21 protein-coding genes are annotated in these 18,848 nt (G+C 71.6%); 13 read left to right on the plus strand and 8 right to left on the minus strand.

Annotated features, from left to right (window positions below):
- Positions 1 to 32 precede the first annotated feature (32 nt).
- The 7 genes from EWH70_RS02915 to EWH70_RS02945 all read left to right on the plus strand — a co-directional run bounded on the left by EWH70_RS02915 (position 33) and on the right by EWH70_RS02945 (position 6,470).
- Entirely contained in the window at positions 33 to 1,535 is a 1,503-nt protein-coding gene (locus tag EWH70_RS02915) for an FAD-dependent monooxygenase (protein WP_130473599.1), read from the plus strand.
- A 13-nt stretch (positions 1,536 to 1,548) separates the two neighbouring features.
- Entirely contained in the window at positions 1,549 to 2,160 is a 612-nt protein-coding gene (locus tag EWH70_RS02920; protein ID WP_205669004.1) for a DJ-1/PfpI family protein, read from the plus strand.
- A complete protein-coding gene (locus EWH70_RS02925; protein WP_240686757.1) occupies positions 2,157 to 2,639 on the plus strand; it encodes a MarR family winged helix-turn-helix transcriptional regulator in 483 nt (160 codons plus the stop codon). The genes EWH70_RS02920 and EWH70_RS02925 overlap by 4 nt, the downstream gene beginning before the upstream one ends.
- A gap of 67 nt (positions 2,640 to 2,706) precedes the next feature.
- Complete coding sequence (locus tag EWH70_RS02930; RefSeq protein WP_130473601.1) at positions 2,707 to 3,048, plus strand: YciI family protein; 342 nt, start codon at positions 2,707 to 2,709, stop codon at positions 3,046 to 3,048.
- The gene (locus EWH70_RS02935) at positions 3,045 to 4,295 is read left to right on the plus strand and encodes an RNA polymerase sigma factor (RefSeq protein ID WP_130473602.1); all 1,251 of its coding nucleotides are present in this window, start codon (positions 3,045 to 3,047) and stop codon (positions 4,293 to 4,295) included. The genes EWH70_RS02930 and EWH70_RS02935 overlap by 4 nt, the downstream gene beginning before the upstream one ends.
- Positions 4,292 to 5,314, plus strand: coding sequence for an RNA polymerase subunit sigma-70 (locus tag EWH70_RS02940; protein WP_130473603.1), 1,023 nt, complete (start codon positions 4,292 to 4,294; stop codon positions 5,312 to 5,314). The genes EWH70_RS02935 and EWH70_RS02940 overlap by 4 nt, the downstream gene beginning before the upstream one ends.
- Positions 5,315 to 5,351: 37 nt before the next feature.
- Positions 5,352 to 6,470 carry an FAD-dependent monooxygenase gene (locus tag EWH70_RS02945; RefSeq protein WP_130473604.1) on the plus strand — a complete coding sequence of 373 codons (1,119 nt, stop codon included), beginning with the start codon at positions 5,352 to 5,354 and terminating at the stop codon, positions 6,468 to 6,470.
- Here the strand turns inward: EWH70_RS02945 and EWH70_RS02950 are convergent.
- On the minus strand, positions 6,467 to 7,297 hold the full coding sequence (locus EWH70_RS02950) for an NAD(P)H-binding protein (protein WP_130473605.1): 831 nt from the start codon (positions 7,295 to 7,297) through the stop codon (positions 6,467 to 6,469). The two genes, EWH70_RS02945 and EWH70_RS02950, sit on opposite strands and share 4 nt — an antisense overlap.
- A gap of 28 nt (positions 7,298 to 7,325) precedes the next feature.
- Positions 7,326 to 7,760, minus strand: a complete 435-nt coding sequence (locus tag EWH70_RS02955) for a MarR family winged helix-turn-helix transcriptional regulator (RefSeq protein WP_130473606.1) — start codon at positions 7,758 to 7,760, stop codon at positions 7,326 to 7,328.
- Between the two features lie 64 nt (positions 7,761 to 7,824).
- Here EWH70_RS02955 and EWH70_RS02960 point away from each other — a divergent pair, with 64 nt between their 5' ends.
- Together EWH70_RS02960 and EWH70_RS02965 are read left to right on the plus strand one after the other, a co-directional pair.
- Complete coding sequence (locus tag EWH70_RS02960; RefSeq protein ID WP_130473607.1) at positions 7,825 to 8,184, plus strand: DoxX family protein; 360 nt, start codon at positions 7,825 to 7,827, stop codon at positions 8,182 to 8,184.
- 146 nt (positions 8,185 to 8,330) lie between these two features.
- On the plus strand, positions 8,331 to 9,749 hold the full coding sequence (locus tag EWH70_RS02965; protein WP_205669005.1) for an FAD-dependent monooxygenase: 1,419 nt from the start codon (positions 8,331 to 8,333) through the stop codon (positions 9,747 to 9,749).
- Here the strand turns inward: EWH70_RS02965 and EWH70_RS02970 are convergent.
- The gene (locus EWH70_RS02970) at positions 9,713 to 10,681 is read right to left on the minus strand and encodes a helix-turn-helix transcriptional regulator (RefSeq protein WP_130473608.1); all 969 of its coding nucleotides are present in this window, start codon (positions 10,679 to 10,681) and stop codon (positions 9,713 to 9,715) included. The two genes, EWH70_RS02965 and EWH70_RS02970, sit on opposite strands and share 37 nt — an antisense overlap.
- Positions 10,682 to 10,755: 74 nt before the next feature.
- Between EWH70_RS02970 and EWH70_RS02975 the strand changes: the two genes are divergently transcribed.
- Positions 10,756 to 11,505, plus strand: a complete 750-nt coding sequence (locus EWH70_RS02975) for a putative protein N(5)-glutamine methyltransferase (protein ID WP_205669016.1) — start codon at positions 10,756 to 10,758, stop codon at positions 11,503 to 11,505.
- Between the two features lie 9 nt (positions 11,506 to 11,514).
- Positions 11,515 to 12,000: a GNAT family N-acetyltransferase gene (locus EWH70_RS02980; protein ID WP_130473609.1), complete on the plus strand. Its 486-nt coding sequence runs from the start codon at positions 11,515 to 11,517 to the stop codon at positions 11,998 to 12,000.
- Here the strand turns inward: EWH70_RS02980 and EWH70_RS02985 are convergent.
- The gene (locus EWH70_RS02985; protein WP_130473610.1) at positions 11,997 to 13,301 is read right to left on the minus strand and encodes a family 1 glycosylhydrolase; all 1,305 of its coding nucleotides are present in this window, start codon (positions 13,299 to 13,301) and stop codon (positions 11,997 to 11,999) included. The genes EWH70_RS02980 and EWH70_RS02985 overlap by 4 nt on opposite strands.
- Positions 13,302 to 13,373: 72 nt before the next feature.
- Here EWH70_RS02985 and EWH70_RS02990 point away from each other — a divergent pair, with 72 nt between their 5' ends.
- Positions 13,374 to 13,967, plus strand: coding sequence for a TetR/AcrR family transcriptional regulator (locus EWH70_RS02990; protein WP_130473611.1), 594 nt, complete (start codon positions 13,374 to 13,376; stop codon positions 13,965 to 13,967).
- 7 nt (positions 13,968 to 13,974) lie between these two features.
- Here the strand turns inward: EWH70_RS02990 and EWH70_RS02995 are convergent, their stop codons facing one another.
- From EWH70_RS02995 to EWH70_RS03010, 4 genes are all read right to left on the minus strand, one after another.
- On the minus strand, positions 13,975 to 14,463 hold the full coding sequence (locus EWH70_RS02995) for a DinB family protein (protein ID WP_130473612.1): 489 nt from the start codon (positions 14,461 to 14,463) through the stop codon (positions 13,975 to 13,977).
- Between the two features lie 258 nt (positions 14,464 to 14,721).
- A complete protein-coding gene (locus EWH70_RS03000) occupies positions 14,722 to 17,091 on the minus strand; it encodes an ATP-binding cassette domain-containing protein (protein WP_130473613.1) in 2,370 nt (789 codons plus the stop codon).
- 31 nt (positions 17,092 to 17,122) lie between these two features.
- On the minus strand, positions 17,123 to 17,533 hold the full coding sequence (locus EWH70_RS03005; RefSeq protein ID WP_130473614.1) for a VOC family protein: 411 nt from the start codon (positions 17,531 to 17,533) through the stop codon (positions 17,123 to 17,125).
- 10 nt (positions 17,534 to 17,543) lie between these two features.
- Positions 17,544 to 17,987: a helix-turn-helix transcriptional regulator gene (locus EWH70_RS03010; RefSeq protein ID WP_130473615.1), complete on the minus strand. Its 444-nt coding sequence runs from the start codon at positions 17,985 to 17,987 to the stop codon at positions 17,544 to 17,546.
- Between the two features lie 64 nt (positions 17,988 to 18,051).
- Between EWH70_RS03010 and EWH70_RS03015 the strand changes: the two genes are divergently transcribed.
- Positions 18,052 to 18,840, plus strand: a complete 789-nt coding sequence (locus EWH70_RS03015; RefSeq protein WP_130473616.1) for a maleylpyruvate isomerase family mycothiol-dependent enzyme — start codon at positions 18,052 to 18,054, stop codon at positions 18,838 to 18,840.
- The last annotated feature ends 8 nt before the right edge of the window (positions 18,841 to 18,848 follow it).

Consider the following 18,848-nt stretch of genomic DNA (forward strand, 5'->3'; position numbering starts at 1 on the left):
TACAGTGTAAATATACGCTGTAGGAGGTCAGGGTGACGGATGTGGTGATCGTGGGCGGCGGCCCGACCGGGCTGCTGCTGGCAGGCGAGTTGCGGCTGGGCGGGGCCGACGTCCTCGTGCTGGAGGCGGCCGAAGGGGGCGAGCGCAGGACGCGCAGCCTCGGGTTGCGCGGGCTCAACGACCGCACGACGCAGTTGCTGCGGCTGCGTGGGCTGACCGAGCCGCTGGCCGAAACGCAGGCGGCGCTGTTCGGCCAGTTCGCCGCGGCAGGTGGGCACGATCAGGTCGACGTGCTGGTCCAGATGCTCAAGAGCGGCCGGGCCAGAGGGCATTTCGGCGGGCTGCCACTGGTCGACGACGCGCCGCCGTCCGGTGCCGCCGCCCACTTCGTCGTCAGGCAGCACCTGCTCGAAGAGATCCTCGCCGACTGGGCGACGGGGCTGGGGACGCGGATCCGGTCCGGCTGCCGGGTCGTCGACGTGGTGGACGAGGGCACCGCGGTCCGGGCGGTGCTCGAGGACGGCGAGCAGGTGCGGGCGGCCTACCTGGTGGGATGCGACGGCGGTCGCAGCACCGTGCGCAAGCGGGCCGGGATCGACTTCCCCGGCACGCCGGCGACGATGACCGGCCGGACGGCCGTGGCCGAGCTGTCCGACCCCCTCACCTCGTCGGTGCACGGTCCCAACGGGCTGCTGAACGTGTCGATGGTGCCGGGGGAGATCGCCACCATCGAGTTCGACGGCGGACCGGGGCAGCGGGACGCGCCGGTGACGGCCGAGGAGATGCAGGCAAGTATCCGCCGGGTCAGCGGGATCGACGCGGTGATCACGAAGTTCGAGGTCGGCATCCGCTACAGCGACAACACCCGGCAGGCGGAGACCTACCGCAAGGGCAGGGTGCTGCTGGCCGGCGACGCCGCGCACGTGCACTCGCCGATCGGCGGGCAGGGGCTCAACCTGGGGCTGCAGGACGCGGCCAATCTCGGCTGGAAGCTGGCACTAGTCGCGCGTGGCCTGGCCGCGGAGTCCCTGCTGGACACCTACACCGCCGAACGGCATCCGGTGGGGCGGCGCGTGCTGCGCAACACCCGGGCGCAGGTGGCGTTGATGCGCCCGGGCCCGCAGGTCGCCGCGCTGCGGGAGGTGCTGGGCGAGGTGCTGGCGATCCCCGCCGCCAAGCGGCACTTCGTCGAGCTGGTGAACGGCCACGACATCGACTACGCGCCGGATTCGGCGCATCCGGCGGTGGGCCGGTTCGTTCCTCCGCTGGAGCTGGTGGGCGCCGATCCGCTGCCGGTGCTGCTGCGCGACGGCCGGGCGGTACTGCTGGACCTCGCCGGTTCCCCGCGGCTCGGCTCCGCGGTGAACGGGCACGGCGACCGGGTACGGGTGGTCGGCGCGCGCTGCCCGTCCCACGACGAGTTCACCGCGCTGCTCGTCCGCCCGGACGGCTACGTCGCCTGGGCGACGTCGGAGGACGACCCGGCCGGCCTGCCGGAAGCCCTCGCCCAAATTGACAACACCTTGTCAACATGACAACATGTTGCACATGCCTACCGCACATGTTCTGATCTACGACACCTACGCCGACTGGGAGCCCGCCCATCTGCTGGCCGAGTTGCGCACGGGCCGGTTCACCGGCGTCCGGTTCGACGTCGTCACGGTCGCCGCGACACGCGAGCCGGTCACCTCGATGGGCGGCCTGCGGGTGCGGCCCGACCTGGCGCTGGCCGACCTCGACCCGGCGGCCAGCGACCTGCTGGTCATGCCCGGCGCCGAACTCTGGGACGTCGGCGGCGGCAGGGAGTACACCGACGTGGCCCGGCGGTTCCTCGACGCCGGGGTGCCGGTGGCGGCCATCTGCGGTGCCACGGCGGGGCTGGCCCGCGCGGGACTGCTGGACGACCGCAGGCACACCAGCGCCGCGGCCGAGTACCTCGCCGCCACCGGCTACGCAGGCGGGCGGCACTACGTCGACGAGCGGGCCGTCGTGGACGGTGACCTGATCACCGCCGGTCCGCAGTCGCCGGTGCAGTTCACCCGCGCGGTGCTGGGCCGTCTCGGGCTGGCGTCGGAGCCCACCCTGGCGGCCTACGAGGGCCTGTTCCACCAGGGGAACCAGTCCGCGTTCCCGGTGCTGATGCGGGCCGCGTCCGCATGACCGCCGTTCCACCCCGCTCGCAGTGGCCGCGGGCGCAGCCGCACACCGCCGAGGCGGCCGCGCTGACCGACGTCATCATGGCGACGTTCCAGCTCAACGGCCGGTTCATGGAGGTCGCACAGGGGCTGGCGGCCGAGGGCGACATCACGGCGTCGTGGTGGCAGGTCCTCGGCGGCATCCTCGACGAGCCACGCACGGTGGCCGACATCGGCAGGCGGATGGGCATGACCCGGCAGGGCGTGCAGCGGGTCGCCGACCTGCTCGTCGACCGGGGTCTGGCCGAGTACCGGCCGAATCCCGCCCACCAGCGCGCCAAGCTGCTGGCTTGCACCGAGGCCGGGTACTGGGCGGTCCGCCGGATCTCGCTGGCACAGCAGCCGTGGGCCAACCGGATCGGCTCGTCGTTCACCGCCGAGGAGCTGACGACGGTGCGGGACACGATGCTGCGGCTGGTCGCCGCGCTCGACGCCGACCGCTGACCGGTCGGTTTGCGCCCCCGGCGTTCGTCGGCGTGGTAGGACGGGACCGGCAACGGAGGAGGAGCCCATGCGCTACGTACTGCTGATCGGCGGCGAGGACACCGGCGAGGTGGAGTCGAGCGCGGACATCTGCCACGCCGAGGACGCCATGGCCTGGGCGGAGGAGATGACCCGCCGGGGCGTCCTGATCGAGGGGGCGGTGCTGCGGCCGGCCGACGAGGCGACCACCGTCCGCGTGCGTGAGGACTCCGTGCTGCTCACCGACGGGCCGTTCGCCGAGACCAAGGAGCAGATCGGCGGCGTCTGCGTGATCGAGGCCGACGACCTCGACGACGCCATCCGGATCGCGGCCCGGCACCCGGTGGCCGGTTTCGGGATGATCGAGGTGAGGCCGCTCTGGCTGGGCTGACCGACGAGGTCGAGGCCGCGGTCGCGCGGGCGTTCCACGACGAGTGGGGGCAGGTGGTGGCCACGCTCATCCGCGTCACCGGGGACTGGGACCTGGCCGAGGAATGCGCGCAGGAGGCCTTCGCCCAGGCCCTGCGCAACTGGCCGCGCGACGGCGTTCCCCGCAGGCCCGGCGCCTGGCTGACCACCACGGCACGCAACCGGGCCACCGACCGGCTGCGCCGCGAGGCGGTGGGTGCGGCCAAGCTGCGGGAGGTGGCGATGCTGGCCAGGGACGGCGAGCCGGCCAATGAGGAACTGGCCGACATCGCGACCAGCGGCGTCACCGACGACCGGCTGCGGCTGATGTTCACCTGCTGCCATCCGGCGCTGACGCTGGAGGCGCAGGTCGCGTTGACGCTGCGCACCCTGGCGGGCCTGACCACCGGCGAGATCGCCCGCGCGTTCCTCGTCTCCGAGGCCACGATGTCGCGGCGGCTGGTGCGGGCCAAGCGCAAGATCCACAACGCCCGCATTCCCTACCGCGTGCCACCCGCGCACCTGCTGCCGGAACGCACCTCGGCCGTGCTCGGGGTGCTCTACCTGCTGTTCAACGAGGGCTACTCGGCCAGCGCGGGCGCCGACCTGGTGCGCACCGGGTTGAGCGGCGAGGCGATCCGGCTGGCGCGGCTGCTGAGCGAGCTGATGCCGGACGAACCGGAGACCACCGGCCTGCTGGCCCTCATGCTGTTGCAGGACTCCAGGCGTGCCGCGCGCCTGGACGCCGCCGGTGATCTGGTGACGCTGGAGGACCAGGACCGCGACCGCTGGGACACCGGCGAGATCGCCGAGGGCACGCGGCTGCTGGAGTCGGCACTGCGCCGGGGACGGCCGGGGCCGTACCAGGTACAGGCCGCCATCGCCGCCTGCCATTCCACCGCCGCCACCGCGGCCGACACCGACTGGCCGCAGATCGCCGCGCTCTACCTGCGGCTGCGGCGGATGGTGCCCTCCCCGGTGGTCCGGCTCAACCATGCCGTCGCGGTCGGCATGGCCGACGGCCCCGCCACCGGCCTGGCGCTGGTCGACGAGGTCGCCGCCGACCTGCCCGGCTACCACCTGCTCCCGGCCACCCGGGCCGACCTGCTGCGCAGGCTCGGCCGGACCGAACAGGCACGCGCCGCCTACACCGAGGCACTCGCGCTGGCCCCCACCGACACCGAACGCCGGTTCCTGACCCGCAGGCTGACCGAACTGGATGACCGATGACCACCGAGGACAGCGCCCTGGTCGCCGCGGCCACCGCGGGTGACCAGCGGGCGTTCAGCGAGCTGACCGAGCGCTACCGGACCGAGCTGCGGGTGCACTGCTACCGGCTGGTCGGGTCCTTCGACGAGGCCGAGGACCTGGTGCAGGAGACGTTCCTGCGGGCCTGGCGCAAGCGCGGCACCTACGCCGGCCGGTCGACGTTTCGTGCCTGGCTGTACCGGATCGCCACCAACGCCGGACTGGACGTGCTGGACCGGCGGCCGCGGGATCCGCTGGCCGGATCGCTGCGTGACGGCGCTCCGCCACCCGCGGCGGTGGCCGGGCTGCAGCCGTTCCCGGACCGGCTGCTGGACCAGGTCGAGTCGCCGGAGGCCGGTCCGGACGCGCGGGTCGTCGCGAAGGAGACGATCGAGCTGGCGTTCCTCGCGGCCATCCAGCAGCTGCCGCCCCGGCAACGGGCCGTGCTGATCCTGCGGGACGTGCTCGGCTGGCGGGCCGCCGAGGTCGCCGACCTGCTCGACACCAGCACCGCGTCGGTGAACAGCGCGCTGCAGCGGGCCCGGCAGACCTTGCAGGGCGGGTTGCCGCGGGCCCGTTCGGAGTGGACGGCCGGTACACCGTCCGAACAGGACCGTGCGGTGCTGGACCGGTACCTGGCCGCGATCGAACGCAACGACGACGCCGCACTCGGCGAACTGCTGAGCGACGACGTGCGCTGCAGCCAGCAGCCGTGGGCCGGTGGCAACATGACGCCGGACCCGATCTGGTACCGCGGCCGCGCGACCGTGGTGCGGGCCTGGCAGCCGCTGTTCCACGGCGAAGCACCGATCAGCTGCCGCGCGGTGGCCACCGCGGCCAACCGGCAGCCGGCGTTCGGCATGTACGTCCGGACCCCGGACATGCCGGCGTTCGCGCCGTTCGGGCTGACCGTGCTGGGCATCGGCGACGGTGTGGTGACCGAGATCTCGGTGTTCCACCCGGACGTCTTCGCGGCCTTCGGCCTACCGGAGTCGCTCTGACCGCTACGCTCTACTACAGGTTGTAGAAGGGGTGGCGATGGCAGGCACGGCGGTGGTGGTCGGTGGCGGTATCGGCGGACTGGCGGCGGCGATCGGCCTGCGGCGGGTGGGCTGGCAGGTCACCGTCGTGGAGCGCGCGGCCGAACTGGCCGATGTCGGCGCGGCCATTTCGCTGCACGCCAACGGCTTGCGTGCACTCGACGCGCTCGGCGTCGGAGCCGAGGTTCGCGCCGCCGGCCGTCCCCAGCGCCACGCCGGTACCCGCACACCGCAGGGCAGGCTGCTGGCTCGGCTCGACGGCGCGGCGCTGGAGCGGGACCTGGGCTCACCGATCCTCGGCGTGGCGCGGTCGGTGCTGCACCGCGTGCTCCGCGACGCGCTGCCCGACGGAGTCCTGTCGATCGGTACGGAGATCCACACGGTCGACGCCGTCGGCGACGCGGACCTGGTCGTCGCGGCCGACGGCGTCGCCAGCGGGCTGCGGGCGCAGTTGTTCCCCGGCCATCCCGGGGCCGTCTACAGTGGATCGACCGTCCTGCGGGCGATCACCGCCGAGGAGATCGACCCGGGCAGCGACTTCGAGCTGACCTGGGGCAGGGGAGCGGAGTTCGGCCACATCCGCCTCGCCGACGGCCGCGCCGAGTGGCATGCCGTGCTGACCGCCCCGGCGGGCGTGCGCTACGCGGACCCGCTTGCCGAGATGCGGCGCCGGTTCGGCGGCTGGCATCAGCCGATTCCCCGGCTGCTGGCCGCGACGGACCCGGGTGCCGTGCTGCACCACGACATCCACGAGATCGTCACGCCGCTGCCCGCGTTCACCGCGGGCCGGGTCGCGCTGCTCGGCGACGCCGCCCACGCGATGGTGCCCAACCTCGGCCAGGGCGCCTGCCAGGCGCTGGAGGACGCGGTGACGCTGGCCGCCGCGCTGGCGGCCGAACCGGGCGTCGAGACGGCGCTGGCCGCCTACGACGCCCGGCGCCGTCCCCGTGCCCAGGCCGTCGCCCGCGCCGCACGCCAGGCCGGGCGGCTCGGTCAGCGGCTGACCAACCCGGCGGCCGTCGCGCTGCGTGACCTGGCGCTGCGGCTGTCCCCGCCCAGCGCCAGCGCCCGGGTCATCATGCGGCACGCGACCTGGACGCCGCCCGCCTTGGTCTAGCGGAAGCTGTCGGCGTTGCGGGCGGCCCACTCGGCGAACGTCGTGCCGGTACGGCCGGTGATCCGGGTGAAGTCCGGGGTCACCGGCTCGGGGTTGTCGACCAGTGCGGCCATGCCGTCGACGTACCATTCGGCGAAATCGCCCATGAACGGCCGCATCTCGGCCAGTGCCTCCTCGCGGGGCTGTTCCTCGAACGGCACCTCGCGCCCGATGGCCGCACCGATCTGCCTGGCCAGTTCGACGCGCGGGACGGCGGCCGGGCCGGTCAGGTTGTACAGCTTGCCGCCGTGGCCGTCTTCGAGCAGCACGGTCGCGGCGGCCGCGGCGATGTCGTCCATGTCGATGATGGCGGTCGCCGCGCGGCCGTGGGGCTTGCGCACGATCCCGGTGGTGCGAATCTGCTCGGCCCAGTCGAGCGTGTTGGTCATGAACTCGCCCGCCCGGATGTGTGTCCACTCCAGACCGGAGGCCTCGGCGGCCTTCTCCACCGCCAGGAAGTACCAGGTGCTCGGGTCCCGCTCTGCCTCGTCGACGGCCTGGGCGGAGGAGAAGTCGACGACCCTGCGCACGCCGGCTTCCTTCGCCATGGCCAGGACTTCCGGCGCGGTACGGGGATAGGGCGCCAGGTACATCCGCTCGACCCCGGCCAGGGCGGGGCGGACGCTGTCCGGCCTGCCGAGGAAGCCCTCGACCACTTCGACGCCGTCGGGCAGCGCCGCCCGCTTCGGGTCGTTGGTGAGGGCACGGACGTTCGCCCCGGCGGCGAGGAGGTGGTTGACGACGAGCCTGCCCACGTTGCCGGTCGCACCGGTCACCAGAATCCGCATGCCGTAAATCGTACCGTACGTTGTACGGTCAACCGTCGGCGCGCTTGTGCACCTCTGTGAGCAGGCGGAACAGCTCGTGTTTGTCCTGGCTGGACAGTGCGCCGAGCATCTCGTCGGCGGAGCGGTGCTGAGCGTCGAGCAGCCTGTCGATCAACGCGCGCCCGTGGGAAGTGAGGCGCAGCAGCGTCGCCCGGCGGTCCTCCGGATCGGGGTCCCTGACGAGCAGGCCGTCCCGTTCCAGTGCGTCGACCATGCCGGTCACCGAGCGCGCCGTGACGCCCAGTTGCCGCGCCAGCAGGCCCATGCGGGCGGGCTCGAACTCGCTGACGGCGACGAGTAGCCGGGCCCGCCCCTCCGACAGGCCCAGGGTGGCGCCGAGCAGGCGGTCCGATCGCAGGCAGAGCTGGTGCGAGGTGGCGAACAGCAGCGCCACGATGTCGCGGGCGGACGGGGCTTGGCTCATGCCGCCAGTCTAGATTAGTGTATGACTTCACTATCAAGTGCTACACGACCTTGGGGAGTCGTTCATGCAGATCGCCTTCGTCGTCATGTCCCTCGTGCTCGGCGCGCTGTTCCTGTTCGTCGGGCTGACCAAGGTGCTGCGCCAGCAGCGCATGGTCGACAGCGCCGAACACCTCGGCTTCTCCGTCCGCGCCTATCAGGCGATCGGGGCGCTGGAGATCGGCGCGACCGCGGGCCTGGTCGTCGGCCTGTTCTGGCGGCCGCTCGGCATCGCCGCCGCCGCGGGACTGGCGCTGCTGCTCATCGGCGCGGTGATCGCCCACGTGCGGGCCGGCGACGAGGCCAAGCTGTACCTCCCCGCCGCGTGGCTGACCATCGTGTCCGCCGCCACCGCGGTCATCGGCGTCCTCGCGCCGGGCTGGTAACGTCACCGGCGGCCGTGACGCCACCGGAGGAGGTGAGACCCATGAACGCAGTATCGACGTGGGTGCTCCCCGTTCCCGTCACGGCCGGGCGACAGATGTAGGTGTCGCCGGGAGCGCCGCCAAGGCACTCCCGAAAGGCACCACCTGTGTACGACGTGATCATCGCCGGATGCGGGCCGACGGGCGCGATGCTGGCCGCGGAACTGCGGCTGCACGATGTGCGGGTTCTCGTTCTGGAGAAGGAAACCGAGCCGGTGTCCTTCGCCCGCGTGGTCGGCCTGCACATCCGCAGCATCGAGCTGCTGGCCATGCGCGGACTGCTGGAGCGCATCGCCGGACAGGGACGCAGGCGCCCGGCCGCCGGATTCTTCGCCGCCATCGGCAAACCCGCACCCGAAGGGCTGGACTCCAGCTACGCCTACCTGCTGGGCATCCCGCAACCGGTCCTCGTCCGGCTGCTCGAAGACCACGCCACCGCACTGGGCGCCGAAGTCCGCCGCGGGTGCGCGGTGACCAGCATCGACCAGGACGACGAGGGCGTGACCGTCGGGCTGACCGACGGCCGGCGGCTGCGGTCGCGGTACGTGGTCGGCTGCGACGGCGCCCGCAGCACGGTGCGCAAGCTGCTCGGCATCGGCTTCCCCGGCGAACCCTCGCGCAACGACACGCTGATGGGCGAGCTGGAAGTCGGTGTGCCGCACGAGGACGTCATCGCCACGACGAGCGCCCTCGCCGAGCCGCGGCTTCAGCTCAGGCCACTCGGCAACGGCCGCCACAGCGTCGTCGTCCCCGCCACGGACGTCAGCGACCGCGCCGAACCACCCACGCTCGACGACGTCCGGCGGCAACTGCGCGCCGTCGCCGGAACCGACTTCGGCGTGCACTCGCCACGCTGGCTGTCCCGCTTCGGCGACGCCACCCGGCTGGCCGAGCGCTACCGGGCCGGCCGGGTTCTGCTGGCAGGCGACGCCGCGCACATCCATCCGCCCACCGGCGGTCAGGGCGTCAACCTGGGCATTCAGGACGCGGTCAACCTCGGCTGGAAACTGGCCGCGCGGGTCCACGGCTGGGCACCGGCCACCCTGCTCGACACCTACCAGGCCGAACGGCGGCCGGTCGCCGAAGCCGTGCTGGACAACACCCGCGCCCAGCAGGAACTGTCGGCCACCGGACCGGGCCCGCGAGCCGTGCGCAGGCTGCTCACCGAACTGATGGACTTCAACGAGGTCAACCGGTACCTGATCGAGAAGATCACCGCACTCGGCGTCCGCTACGACTTCGGTGCCGGCCCCGACCTGCTCGGCCGCCGCCTGCGCGACATCGACGTCGGCCAGGGCAACCTCTACCGCCTGCTGCGTCGCGGCCGCGGTCTGCTGCTGGACCGCACCGGACGCCTCACCACCGAAGGCTGGGCGGACCGCGTCGACCACCACGCCGATCCCACCGCGGACCTGGACGCTCCGGCCGTCCTGCTCCGCCCCGACGGGTACGTCGCCTGGCTCGGCGACGATCAACGCGACCTCGACGATCAGCTGTCCCGCTGGTTCGGCAGGCCCGCCGCGTAGCGGGCGGTCAGCTCGGCACCGATGCGGGCCAGCTGCTCGCGCACCGGTTCGGAGTCCACCACCTCGATCTGGGCACCCCAGCCCGCCAGTAGCTGCGCGATCGACAACGGCGTCGGCGCGGCCACCCGGACCCGGGCACGGCCGTCCGCCTGCGTCTCGCCGACCTCGCAGTGCCGTCCGAAGTGGTCCCGCAGCACGTGCACGAACCGGGCGTCGACCAGCACCGTCGCCGACTCCAGCGACCGGTGCCGTTCGACCTCGTCCACCACCTGCCGCCACGCCCGGTCCAGCTCGAAGTCGTCGGGCCGCCGCGCCGGAATCCCGGTGACGGCGGCCTCGACGATCCGGTCGACCCGGAACGTCCGCTGCCCGGCGTCGGTGCCGGCCAGCAGGTACCAGATGTCGTCCTTGTCGACCAGGCCCCACGGGTCCACCAGCCGCGTCGTCCGCTCCCGCTTGCGCCCGGCGTAGGTCAGCTCCACCCGCACCCGCCGCACGACGGCGTCCTGCAGCGACTCGACCAGTGCCGGCCGCTCCCGGTCGGACTCGCCCCACCTGGCCGAGTCGACCAGCACGGCATTCGCCGCCGCCTCGGCGTCGGCCCGGAACGTCTGGGGGAGCGCCCGCACCAGCTTGCGCAGCGCCGACTTGACCGTCGGCGCCACCGCCGCCGACGGTCCGGCGAGCAGGAACAACGCCCGCGCCTCCGGCCCGGTGAGCCCGGTCAGATCGGTGCGCGCGCCACCGACCAGCGACCACCCGCCGCCGCGCCCGGCCTGCGGGTACACCGGAACCCCCGCCGCCGACAGCGCCTCCAGGTCCCGGCGCGCCGTCGCCACCGACACCTCCAGCTCCGCGGCCAGCTCGGCGGCCGTCACCCGGCCGCGGGCCTGCATCAGCAACAGCACGGCGACGAGACGATCGGCACGCATGGGCCCAGTCTGACCCGGAAAGTACTCAGCAGGTGAGCACTTTCCGGCCCGGCGCGGCTGACATGCTGGGGATCATGCACACCGACACGCTCGTCGAGCGCCTGCGCCGCGCCGGCTGCGTCTTCGCCGAGGAGGAAGCCGCGGTCCTGCTCGGCGCCGCCGGCGACCCGGCCACCCTGGACGCCATGCTCGCCCGGCGCGTGGCGGGCGAGCCACTCGAACACGTCGTCGGGTGGGTGGCCTTCCGCGGCCTGCGCATCGCCGTCGACCCCGGCGTGTTCGTTCCCCGCCGCCGCACCGAGTTCCTCGCCGCGATCGCGCTGCGGCATGTCACGCCCGGCGCCGTCGTGGTCGACCTCTGCTGCGGATCCGGCGCCGTCGGCGCCGCCCTGGGGGCCGTCGAGCTGTACGCGGTCGACATCGACCCCGCCGCCGTCGACTGCGCCCGCCGCAACCTGCCCGGCGCCACCGTGCTGCGGGGAGACCTCTACGCACCACTGCCACCTGCCCTGCGCGGCCGCGTCGGCCTCATCGTCGCCAACACGCCCTACGTTCCCTCCGGCGCGGTCGCCACCATGCCACCGGAAGCCCGCGACCACGAGCCCCGCACCGCACTGGACGGGGGAGCGGACGGGCTGGACATCCAGCGCAGGGTCACCGCCGCCGCCCGCGACTGGCTCACCCCCGCCGGGCACCTGCTGATCGAGACCAGCGATGCCCAGGCACCGGCGCTCACCGAGGCGTTCACCGCGGGCGGGCTCACCGCGGAGGTGATCGCCGACGACGACACCGGCGCCACCGTGGTCGTCGGTGCCCCGGGGTAGCGTGCCGGCGTGGAGATCCGGGAGTTCACCGGCACCGACTGGCCGGACGTCTGGCCGATCGTGCGGGAGATCGTGCGAGCGGGGGAGACCTACACCTACGACCCCGGCATGACCGAGGACCAGGCACGCGACACCTGGATCGAGACGCCACCCGGCCGCACGGTCGTCGCACTCGATGGCGGCCGCCTGGTGGGCACCGCCAAGATGGGCACCAACCGGCCCGGCCCCGGCGCGCACGTCGCCACCGCCAGCTTCATGGTCGCCGCCGACGCCAGGGGACGCGGCGTCGGCGCGGCACTGTGCGCGCACGCGCTGGACTGGGCACGCGGCGCAGGCTACGCGGGGATGCAGTTCAACGCCGTCGCCGCGTCCAACACCGCCGCGGTGCGGATCTACGAACGCCTCGGCTTCAGCATCGTCGGCACGGTCCCCGGCGCGTTCGCCCACCCGACGCTGGGCCGGGTGGGCCTGCACGTCATGTACATCGAGTTCTAACCCAGTGGTGCCACCGGGCCGAGCCTGGCCGGGTGCAGGCAGCTGTGCAGACCGTCGACCACCGAGCACAGGCCGGGATCCTGCTTGGGCCGGTACCCGGCGGTGACACCGCCGCCGTCCACCAGTTCCCGGAAGGTCGCCACGGCGTCGGTCGGCCTGCGGGTCAGCGCCGGGTCGGTCGCCGCGTCCACTGTGTACAGTCCGAAGCGCGGGCGGTAGCTGCCCCACTCGTAGTTGTCGGTGATCGTCCAGTAGTTGTAGCCGATGACGTCGATGCCGTCGGCCTTCGCGCGCTGCAGCCAGTAGATGTGGTCACGCAGGTGGTCGGAGCGGGTGTAGCCGTCCGGGCGCGGCTTGCCGTTGTCGGTGGGCATGCCGTTCTCCACCACGTACAGCGGTAGCCGAGGGAACTTGCGGGCGTAGTAACGCAGGGCGTAGTACAGGCCGTCCGGTTGCGGCTTGACCTTCCAGAACTCGCCGGCCGCCGCGTGCACCGCCGTCGGGTTGTCCAGGCTCGCGCCGTAGTAGAAGTCCAGCCCGGCGAAGTCCAGCTTGTCCCGCACCCGGTCGAGGAACGACGCGTCCAGGACCGGCTGCACCGCCGGGATGTAGGCGGCGTTGCTCGACACCGGCGCGCCAGGGTCGAGTTCGTGGACGATGTCGTAGGCGGCGCGGTGTGCGCGCACCAGGCGGTCGAACATCGCCGGCGCCTCCCACACCTTGATGCCGCCGTTGGTCAGCTCCATCTGCACGTACACCGTCGGCTCGTTGAAGGTGATCCACAGCGCGTCCGCGCCGGCGTAGCGCTGCACGACGCGCCGGGCGTTGGTCAGCCAGCGATCGATCATCGCGTCGGTGGTCCAGCCACCCGTGTCGACCGCCCAGCCGGGGTAGACCCAGTGGTCGAGCGTGATCATCGGCCGCATGCCCGCCGCACGGATCTTGCCGACCACGTCGTCGTAGAACGCCAGTGCGGCCTCGTCGACCACACCCGGACGCGGCTCGACCCTGGCCCACTCGACGCTGAACCGGAACACCCTGGCACCCATGGCCGCCGCGTTGGCGATGTCCTCGGCGTAGCGGTGCCGGAAGTCGACGGCCTGCCGGTAGGGCTCCTTCTTCTCGGCGTAGCGGCGCCAGTTGCTGTCCGGTGCGTCGCCCTCGGACTGGAAGCCCGCGGTGGCCACGCCCCACAGGAACGGTTCGGCCGTGGCTCTGGCCTCGGCGGGCTGGGGGCGGGTGGCGGCGACGACCGCCGCGACCGCGGCCACCGCCGTGGCGAGTGCGAGGAGCTTGCGCATACCGGGCCCTCCGCTCGTGAAGCTTTTTCAGATACGTTGACGTATCCGAACGGGGGAGTCAAGGTGAACGGCATGCGCAAGCTGACCCGCAAGGAGAGCGCGGCCCGCACCAGGGACGAACTCCTGGACGCGGCCGAGGAGGTGTTCGCCGAGCACGGCTTCGGCCAGACTTCGCTGGAGCAGATCGCCCGTCACGCCGGCTACACCCGCGGCGCGGTGTACCGCAACTTCACCGGCAAGGACGAACTGTTCCTCGCCGTGCTGGACCGCTGGCTGGACAACGACATCGAACACGGGCGGCGGATCAACGCAGGCGACGTCGGCGGGGCACTGAGTTCGTTGCGGGAACTGGCAGGCAACCGGTTCGCCGACCGGAGCCGCTACCTGCTGCTGGCCGAGTTCCGGCTCTACGCCCTGCGCAACCCGGCCGTCGCGGGCAGGCTCGCCGAGCACGAGCGCCGCACCCGCGCCTGGTACGCGACGGAGATCGACCGGCAGGCACGCGGCCTGCCGGTCGACCCCGACCGGCTCGCCCTCTACGTGCTGGCACTGGAGAACGGCATCGCCACACTGGCCCACCTGGACCCGGACACCGTGGACCAGCACGCGTTCGTCGACGCACTGGAGCTGATCGTCAACGCGGCACAGGGGAGTGGCAGCTCGTGACGACGGCTCAGGTGAGCGGATTGTCGAGCTGTTCACGCAGGATGTCGCCGTGGCCGGCGTGCCGGGCGAACTCCTCGATCATGGCGAGCAGCGTGAACCGCATGCTGATCGTGCCTTCGTCCGGGATCTCCCTGGTGTCGTCGAGGTCGAAGCGGGCGGCGATTTCCCGCGACCGGCGGCTGGCCCGCTCGAACTCGGCGATCACGTCGGCCAGGGACTCGTCGTCGGCCACCGCGAACGTGCCCACGTCCCGCTTCGCGTAGCCGTCGCACTCGGATTCCTCCAGGCCAGCCCAGAACCGCTGAAACCAGATCCGTTCGGCGGCCGCGGCGTGCTTGAGCACCGAGATCGGCGTCGTCAGCGACGCGACGAGCCGGCGGCGCGCGTCGGCCTCGGACAGACCGCGGGCGGTCGCGATCAGGGCTTCGCGGTTGCGGTCGAGCATGTTCTCCAGAAGCGCTCGTTCGGTGCCGTCGGTGATCCTGCTGGTGGCCATGGGTCACTCCGTTCTGTGCGTAGGTGGGCGCGGTTCGACCCCAGGGGTTTTCGGGAAAGGGATTCGAGTCGGCGCGGGAAGAAGTGGACACCGCGACCAAGATCCGCTGAAGGCACCAGCATAGCGAGGGGCCCGAAGCACGTGAAGGCCACCTGCCGAAGGTGGCCTTCACGTGCTGGGCGGTGGAGAGGACCCGCCGCCTCTACTTGACATAATGTCGCTTATCGGCGCTTGGGCAAGGGGCGCCGAGAGGGGCTGTCAGGCGACGTAGGCGGCCAGGTGCTCACCGGTCAACGTCGACTTCGCCGCGACCAGATCCGCCGGCGTGCCCTCGAAGACGACCTTGCCGCCGTCGTGACCGGCACCCGGGCCCAGGTCGATGATCCAGTCGGCGTGCGCCATGACGGCCTGGTGATGCTCGACGACGATCACCGACTTCCCGGAGTCCACGAGCCGGTCCAGCAGACCGAGCAACTGCTCGACGTCGGCCAGGTGCAGACCCGTGGTCGGCTCGTCCAGGACGTAGACGCCACCCTTCTCACCCATATGGGTGGCCAGCTTCAGCCGCTGACGTTCACCACCGGACAGCGTCGTCAGCGGCTGCCCCAGGCTCAGGTAGCCGAGCCCGACGTCGGCCAGCCGGTCCAGGATGGCGTGCGCGGCGGGCGTGCGAGCCTCGCCCTCGGCGAAGAACTCCCGCGCGTCCAGCACCGACATGCCGAGCACCTCGGCGATGTCCTTGCCACCGAAGCGGTACTCCAGCACCGCCGCCTGGAACCGCTTGCCGTCGCACTCCTCGCAGGTCCGCGACACGGTCTCCATGAACCCCAGCTCGGTGAAGATCAGCCCGGCGCCGTTGCAGGCCGGGCACGCACCCTCCGAGTTGGCGCTGAACAACGCGGGCTTGACGTTGTTGGCCTTGGCGAACGCCTTACGGATCGGCTCCAGCAGACCGGTGTACGTCGCCGGGTTGCTCCGCCGCGACCCCTTGATCGCCGTCTGGTCGACCGTCACCACGCCCGCGTCGGCCGGCATCGAACCGTGGATCAGCGAACTCTTGCCCGAACCGGCGACCCCGGTGATCACACACAGCACCCCGAGCGGGATGTCCACGTCGACGTCGCACAGGTTGTTCGCGTTCGCCCCGCGGATCTCCAGCGCACCGGACGCCGTGCGCACCGACTCCTTGAGCTTGGCCCGGTCGTCGAGGTGCCGTCCGGTGACCGTGCCGCTGGCCCGCAACCCCTTCAGATCGCCCTCGTAGCAGACGGTTCCGCCCGCCGTGCCGGCTCCCGGACCGAGGTCGACCACGTGGTCGGCGATCGCGATCGTCTCCGGCTTGTGCTCCACCACCAGCACGGTGTTGCCCTTGTTGCGCAGCCGTTCCAGCAGGTTGTTCATCCGCTGGATGTCGTGCGGGTGCAGGCCGATGGTCGGCTCGTCGAACACGTAGGTCACGTCGGTCAGCGACGACCCGAGGTGCCGGATCATCTTGACCCGCTGCGCCTCACCACCCGACAGCGTCCCGGCGGGCCGGTCCAGCGACAGGTAGCCCAGGCCGATCTCCACGAACGACTCGATGGTGTGCAGCAGCTTCTCCAGCAGCGGCGCCACGGACGGCTTCTTCAGCCCGCGAACCCACTCGGCCAGGTCGGTGATCTGCATCGAGCACGCGTCGGCGATGCTGACCCCGTCGATCTTCGACGACCGCGCTCCCTCGGTGAGCCTGGTGCCGTCGCAGTCGGGACACACGCCGAACGTGACCGCCCGCTCCACGAACGCCCGGATGTGCGGCTGCATCGCCTCCTTGTCCTTGGACAGGAACGACTTCTGGATCTTCGGGATCAGCCCTTCGTAGGTGAGGTTGACGCCGTCGACCTTGACCTTGACCGGCTCCTTGTGCAGGAAGTCGCGCATCTCGCGCTTGGTGAACTTGCGGATCGGCTTGTGCGGGTCGAGGAATCCCGACTGCGCGTAGAGGCCCACTGTCCACCGGTTGTCGGACTTCCAGCCCGGGATGGTGAACGCGCCCTCCGCGATCGACTTCGAGTCGTCGTAGAGCTGCGTCAGGTCGATGTCGGAGACCTTGCCCCTGCCCTCACACCGCGGGCACATGCCGCCGGTGATGTTGAATTCGCGGCGCTCCTTCGTCGTCGTGCCGCCCCGCTCCATCGTGACCGCACCGGCACCGCTGATCGACAGGACGTTGAAGGAGAACGCCTGCGGCGACCCGATGTGCGGCTCGCCGAGCCTGCTGAACAGGATGCGCAGCATGGCGTTGGCGTCGGTGGCCGTGCCGACCGTCGACCGCGGGTCGGACCCCAGCCGCTGCTGATCGACGATGATCGCCGTGGTCAGGCCGTCCAGGACGTCGACCTCGGGCCTGGCGAGCGTCGGCATGAACCCCTGCAGGAACGCGCTGTAGGTCTCGTTGATCAGCCGCTGCGACTCGGCCGCGATCGTGTCGAAGACCAGCGAGCTCTTACCGGACCCGGAGACGCCGGTGAACACGGTGAGCCTGCGCTTGGGCAGCTCGACGCTGATGTCGTTCAGGTTGTTCACCCGCGCGCCGTGTACGCGGATCAGGTCGTGGCTGTCGGCGGGGTGCGCGGGCGGCCGCTTGCTCATCGTCTCTCCAACTTTCGGGCGAACGCCCAGGTCAGTGCTGTTCCTGGATACGGATCATGTTGCCCGCCGGGTCCCGCAGGGCGCAGTCGCGGACCCCGTAGGGCTGATCGGCCGGCTCCTGGGCGACGTCGGCGCCGCCTGCCTTGGCCCGCTCGAACACACCGTCGACGTCCTTGGTGGCCAGCACGATGCCGGCGAAGGTGCCCTTGGCCATCATCTCGGTGATGACCCGGCGCTCGTCGTCGGTGATGCCGGGGTCGACGGCGGGCGGGTGCAGCACGATCGACACGGACGGCTGATCCACGGGTCCGACCGTGATCCAGCGCATGCCCTCGTAGCCGACGTCGTTGCGCACCTCGAAGCCCAGGATGTCGCGGTAGAAGGCCAGCGAGACCTCGGGGTCGGTGTGCGGCAGGAACGAAGCGTGAATATTGAGGCTCATGGCGGTCACCCTAAGTGCGCCCCGTCGAGCTCGCTTCTCGATTCCTGATCGGTCTGGTCACCTGCTTGGCCACGCACGACGGGATGCCCGCGGTACCCCGGCTGGCCTCGGTCCGGTAGACGCTGGGTGGCACGCCGACCAGCTCGGTGAACCGGGTACTGAAGGTGCCCAGCGACGAGCAGCCGACCGCGAAGCAGACCTCGGTGACGCTCATGTCGCCCCGGCGCAGCAACGCCATCGCGCGCTCGACCCGCCGGGTCATCAGGTACGAATACGGTGACTCACCGTAGGCACGGCGGAACTCGCGGCTGAGGTGCCCGGCGGACATGTTCACGCCGCGGGCGAGCGCCTCGACGTTCAGCGGCTGGGCGTGCTCCCGGTCGATCCGGTCGCGGACGCGGCGCAGCAGCGCGAGGTCACGCAGGCGCTGGCTCTCGGCTGAACTGCTGGTCACCTGCGAGATCGTGCCACGTCCGGCCCGGCCAGTCACCATCCGGCATTCCTGGCAGAGTGGGTACATGGATCAGGTGGCGCATTTCCAGCGCGAAGCCGGGGCGTTCGAGGCGGCCGCGCGGCAGGCCGTGGCAAGTGGTGTGACGACGCTGGTTCCGTCGTGTCCGGAGTGGTCGGTGACCGATCTGGTGGCACATCTGGGCAAGGTCCACCGCTACGTCGGCTGGGTCATCCGGGAGCGGCTGCGGGAGCAGCCGGATCCGACCGGTATCGGCTTCCTCGGGTTGCCGCCGGACATCAGTGGCTGGCCGAGGCCGGAGTCCGAGCCCAACCGTGTACCGGTTCCCGGGGCGATGGCCGACTGGTTCGCCGAGGGTGCCGCGGCGCTGGGCGGGTTGTTCCGGGAGACCGACCCGGGGACGGCCGTCTACACCTGGTGGCACGAGCAGACGGTCGCGTTCTGGATCCGCATGCAGGCCATCGAGGCGGCGGTGCATCGCTGGGATCTGGAGGACGCCCTCGGCGAGGCCGGGCCGGTCGACGCCGAGCTGGCGGCGGACGCGATCGATCAGCACCTCACGGTGATGACACCGGCCGGCCGATCCCGCTCACCGGCGCCCGCGGGTGCCGGTGAGCGGGATCGGTTCCGGCAGAGCGACGGGCCGGGCGACTGGACGGTGGTGTTCGACGGTGACGAGGTGCGGGTGGAGACCGGCCCGGGCGATGTCGAGCTGTCCGGAACGGCGTCGGATCTGATGCTGTTCCTGTGGCGGCGGCTGCCCCCTACCCGGTTGGCGGTCACCGGCGACCGGGCGGCGTTGGAAAGGTTCTTCCAGCTGGCCCCGGCCATCTAGCGAATTCC

This window comes from Amycolatopsis suaedae (assembly GCF_004214935.1).
Lineage (GTDB): Bacteria > Actinomycetota > Actinomycetes > Mycobacteriales > Pseudonocardiaceae > Amycolatopsis > Amycolatopsis suaedae.

Coding starts and splice junctions, on each gene's coding strand:
- EWH70_RS02960 (WP_130473607.1), top strand. CDS start 7,825: ATGCAGATCGCCTTCGTCGTCATGTCCCTCGTGCTCGGCGCGCTGTTC.
- EWH70_RS02995 (WP_130473612.1), bottom strand. CDS start 14,463: ATGGCCACCAGCAGGATCACCGACGGCACCGAACGAGCGCTTCTGGAG.
- EWH70_RS02925 (WP_240686757.1), top strand. CDS start 2,157: ATGACCGCCGTTCCACCCCGCTCGCAGTGGCCGCGGGCGCAGCCGCAC.
- EWH70_RS02975 (WP_205669016.1), top strand. CDS start 10,756: ATGCACACCGACACGCTCGTCGAGCGCCTGCGCCGCGCCGGCTGCGTC.
- EWH70_RS02970 (WP_130473608.1), bottom strand. CDS start 10,681: ATGCGTGCCGATCGTCTCGTCGCCGTGCTGTTGCTGATGCAGGCCCGC.
- EWH70_RS02990 (WP_130473611.1), top strand. CDS start 13,374: ATGCGCAAGCTGACCCGCAAGGAGAGCGCGGCCCGCACCAGGGACGAA.
- EWH70_RS02955 (WP_130473606.1), bottom strand. CDS start 7,760: ATGAGCCAAGCCCCGTCCGCCCGCGACATCGTGGCGCTGCTGTTCGCC.
- EWH70_RS02950 (WP_130473605.1), bottom strand. CDS start 7,297: ATGCGGATTCTGGTGACCGGTGCGACCGGCAACGTGGGCAGGCTCGTC.
- EWH70_RS03005 (WP_130473614.1), bottom strand. CDS start 17,533: ATGAGCCTCAATATTCACGCTTCGTTCCTGCCGCACACCGACCCCGAG.
- EWH70_RS02940 (WP_130473603.1), top strand. CDS start 4,292: ATGACCACCGAGGACAGCGCCCTGGTCGCCGCGGCCACCGCGGGTGAC.
- EWH70_RS03000 (WP_130473613.1), bottom strand. CDS start 17,091: ATGAGCAAGCGGCCGCCCGCGCACCCCGCCGACAGCCACGACCTGATC.
- EWH70_RS03015 (WP_130473616.1), top strand. CDS start 18,052: ATGGATCAGGTGGCGCATTTCCAGCGCGAAGCCGGGGCGTTCGAGGCG.
- EWH70_RS02920 (WP_205669004.1), top strand. CDS start 1,549: ATGCCTACCGCACATGTTCTGATCTACGACACCTACGCCGACTGGGAG.
- EWH70_RS02985 (WP_130473610.1), bottom strand. CDS start 13,301: ATGCGCAAGCTCCTCGCACTCGCCACGGCGGTGGCCGCGGTCGCGGCG.
- EWH70_RS02945 (WP_130473604.1), top strand. CDS start 5,352: ATGGCAGGCACGGCGGTGGTGGTCGGTGGCGGTATCGGCGGACTGGCG.
- EWH70_RS02930 (WP_130473601.1), top strand. CDS start 2,707: ATGCGCTACGTACTGCTGATCGGCGGCGAGGACACCGGCGAGGTGGAG.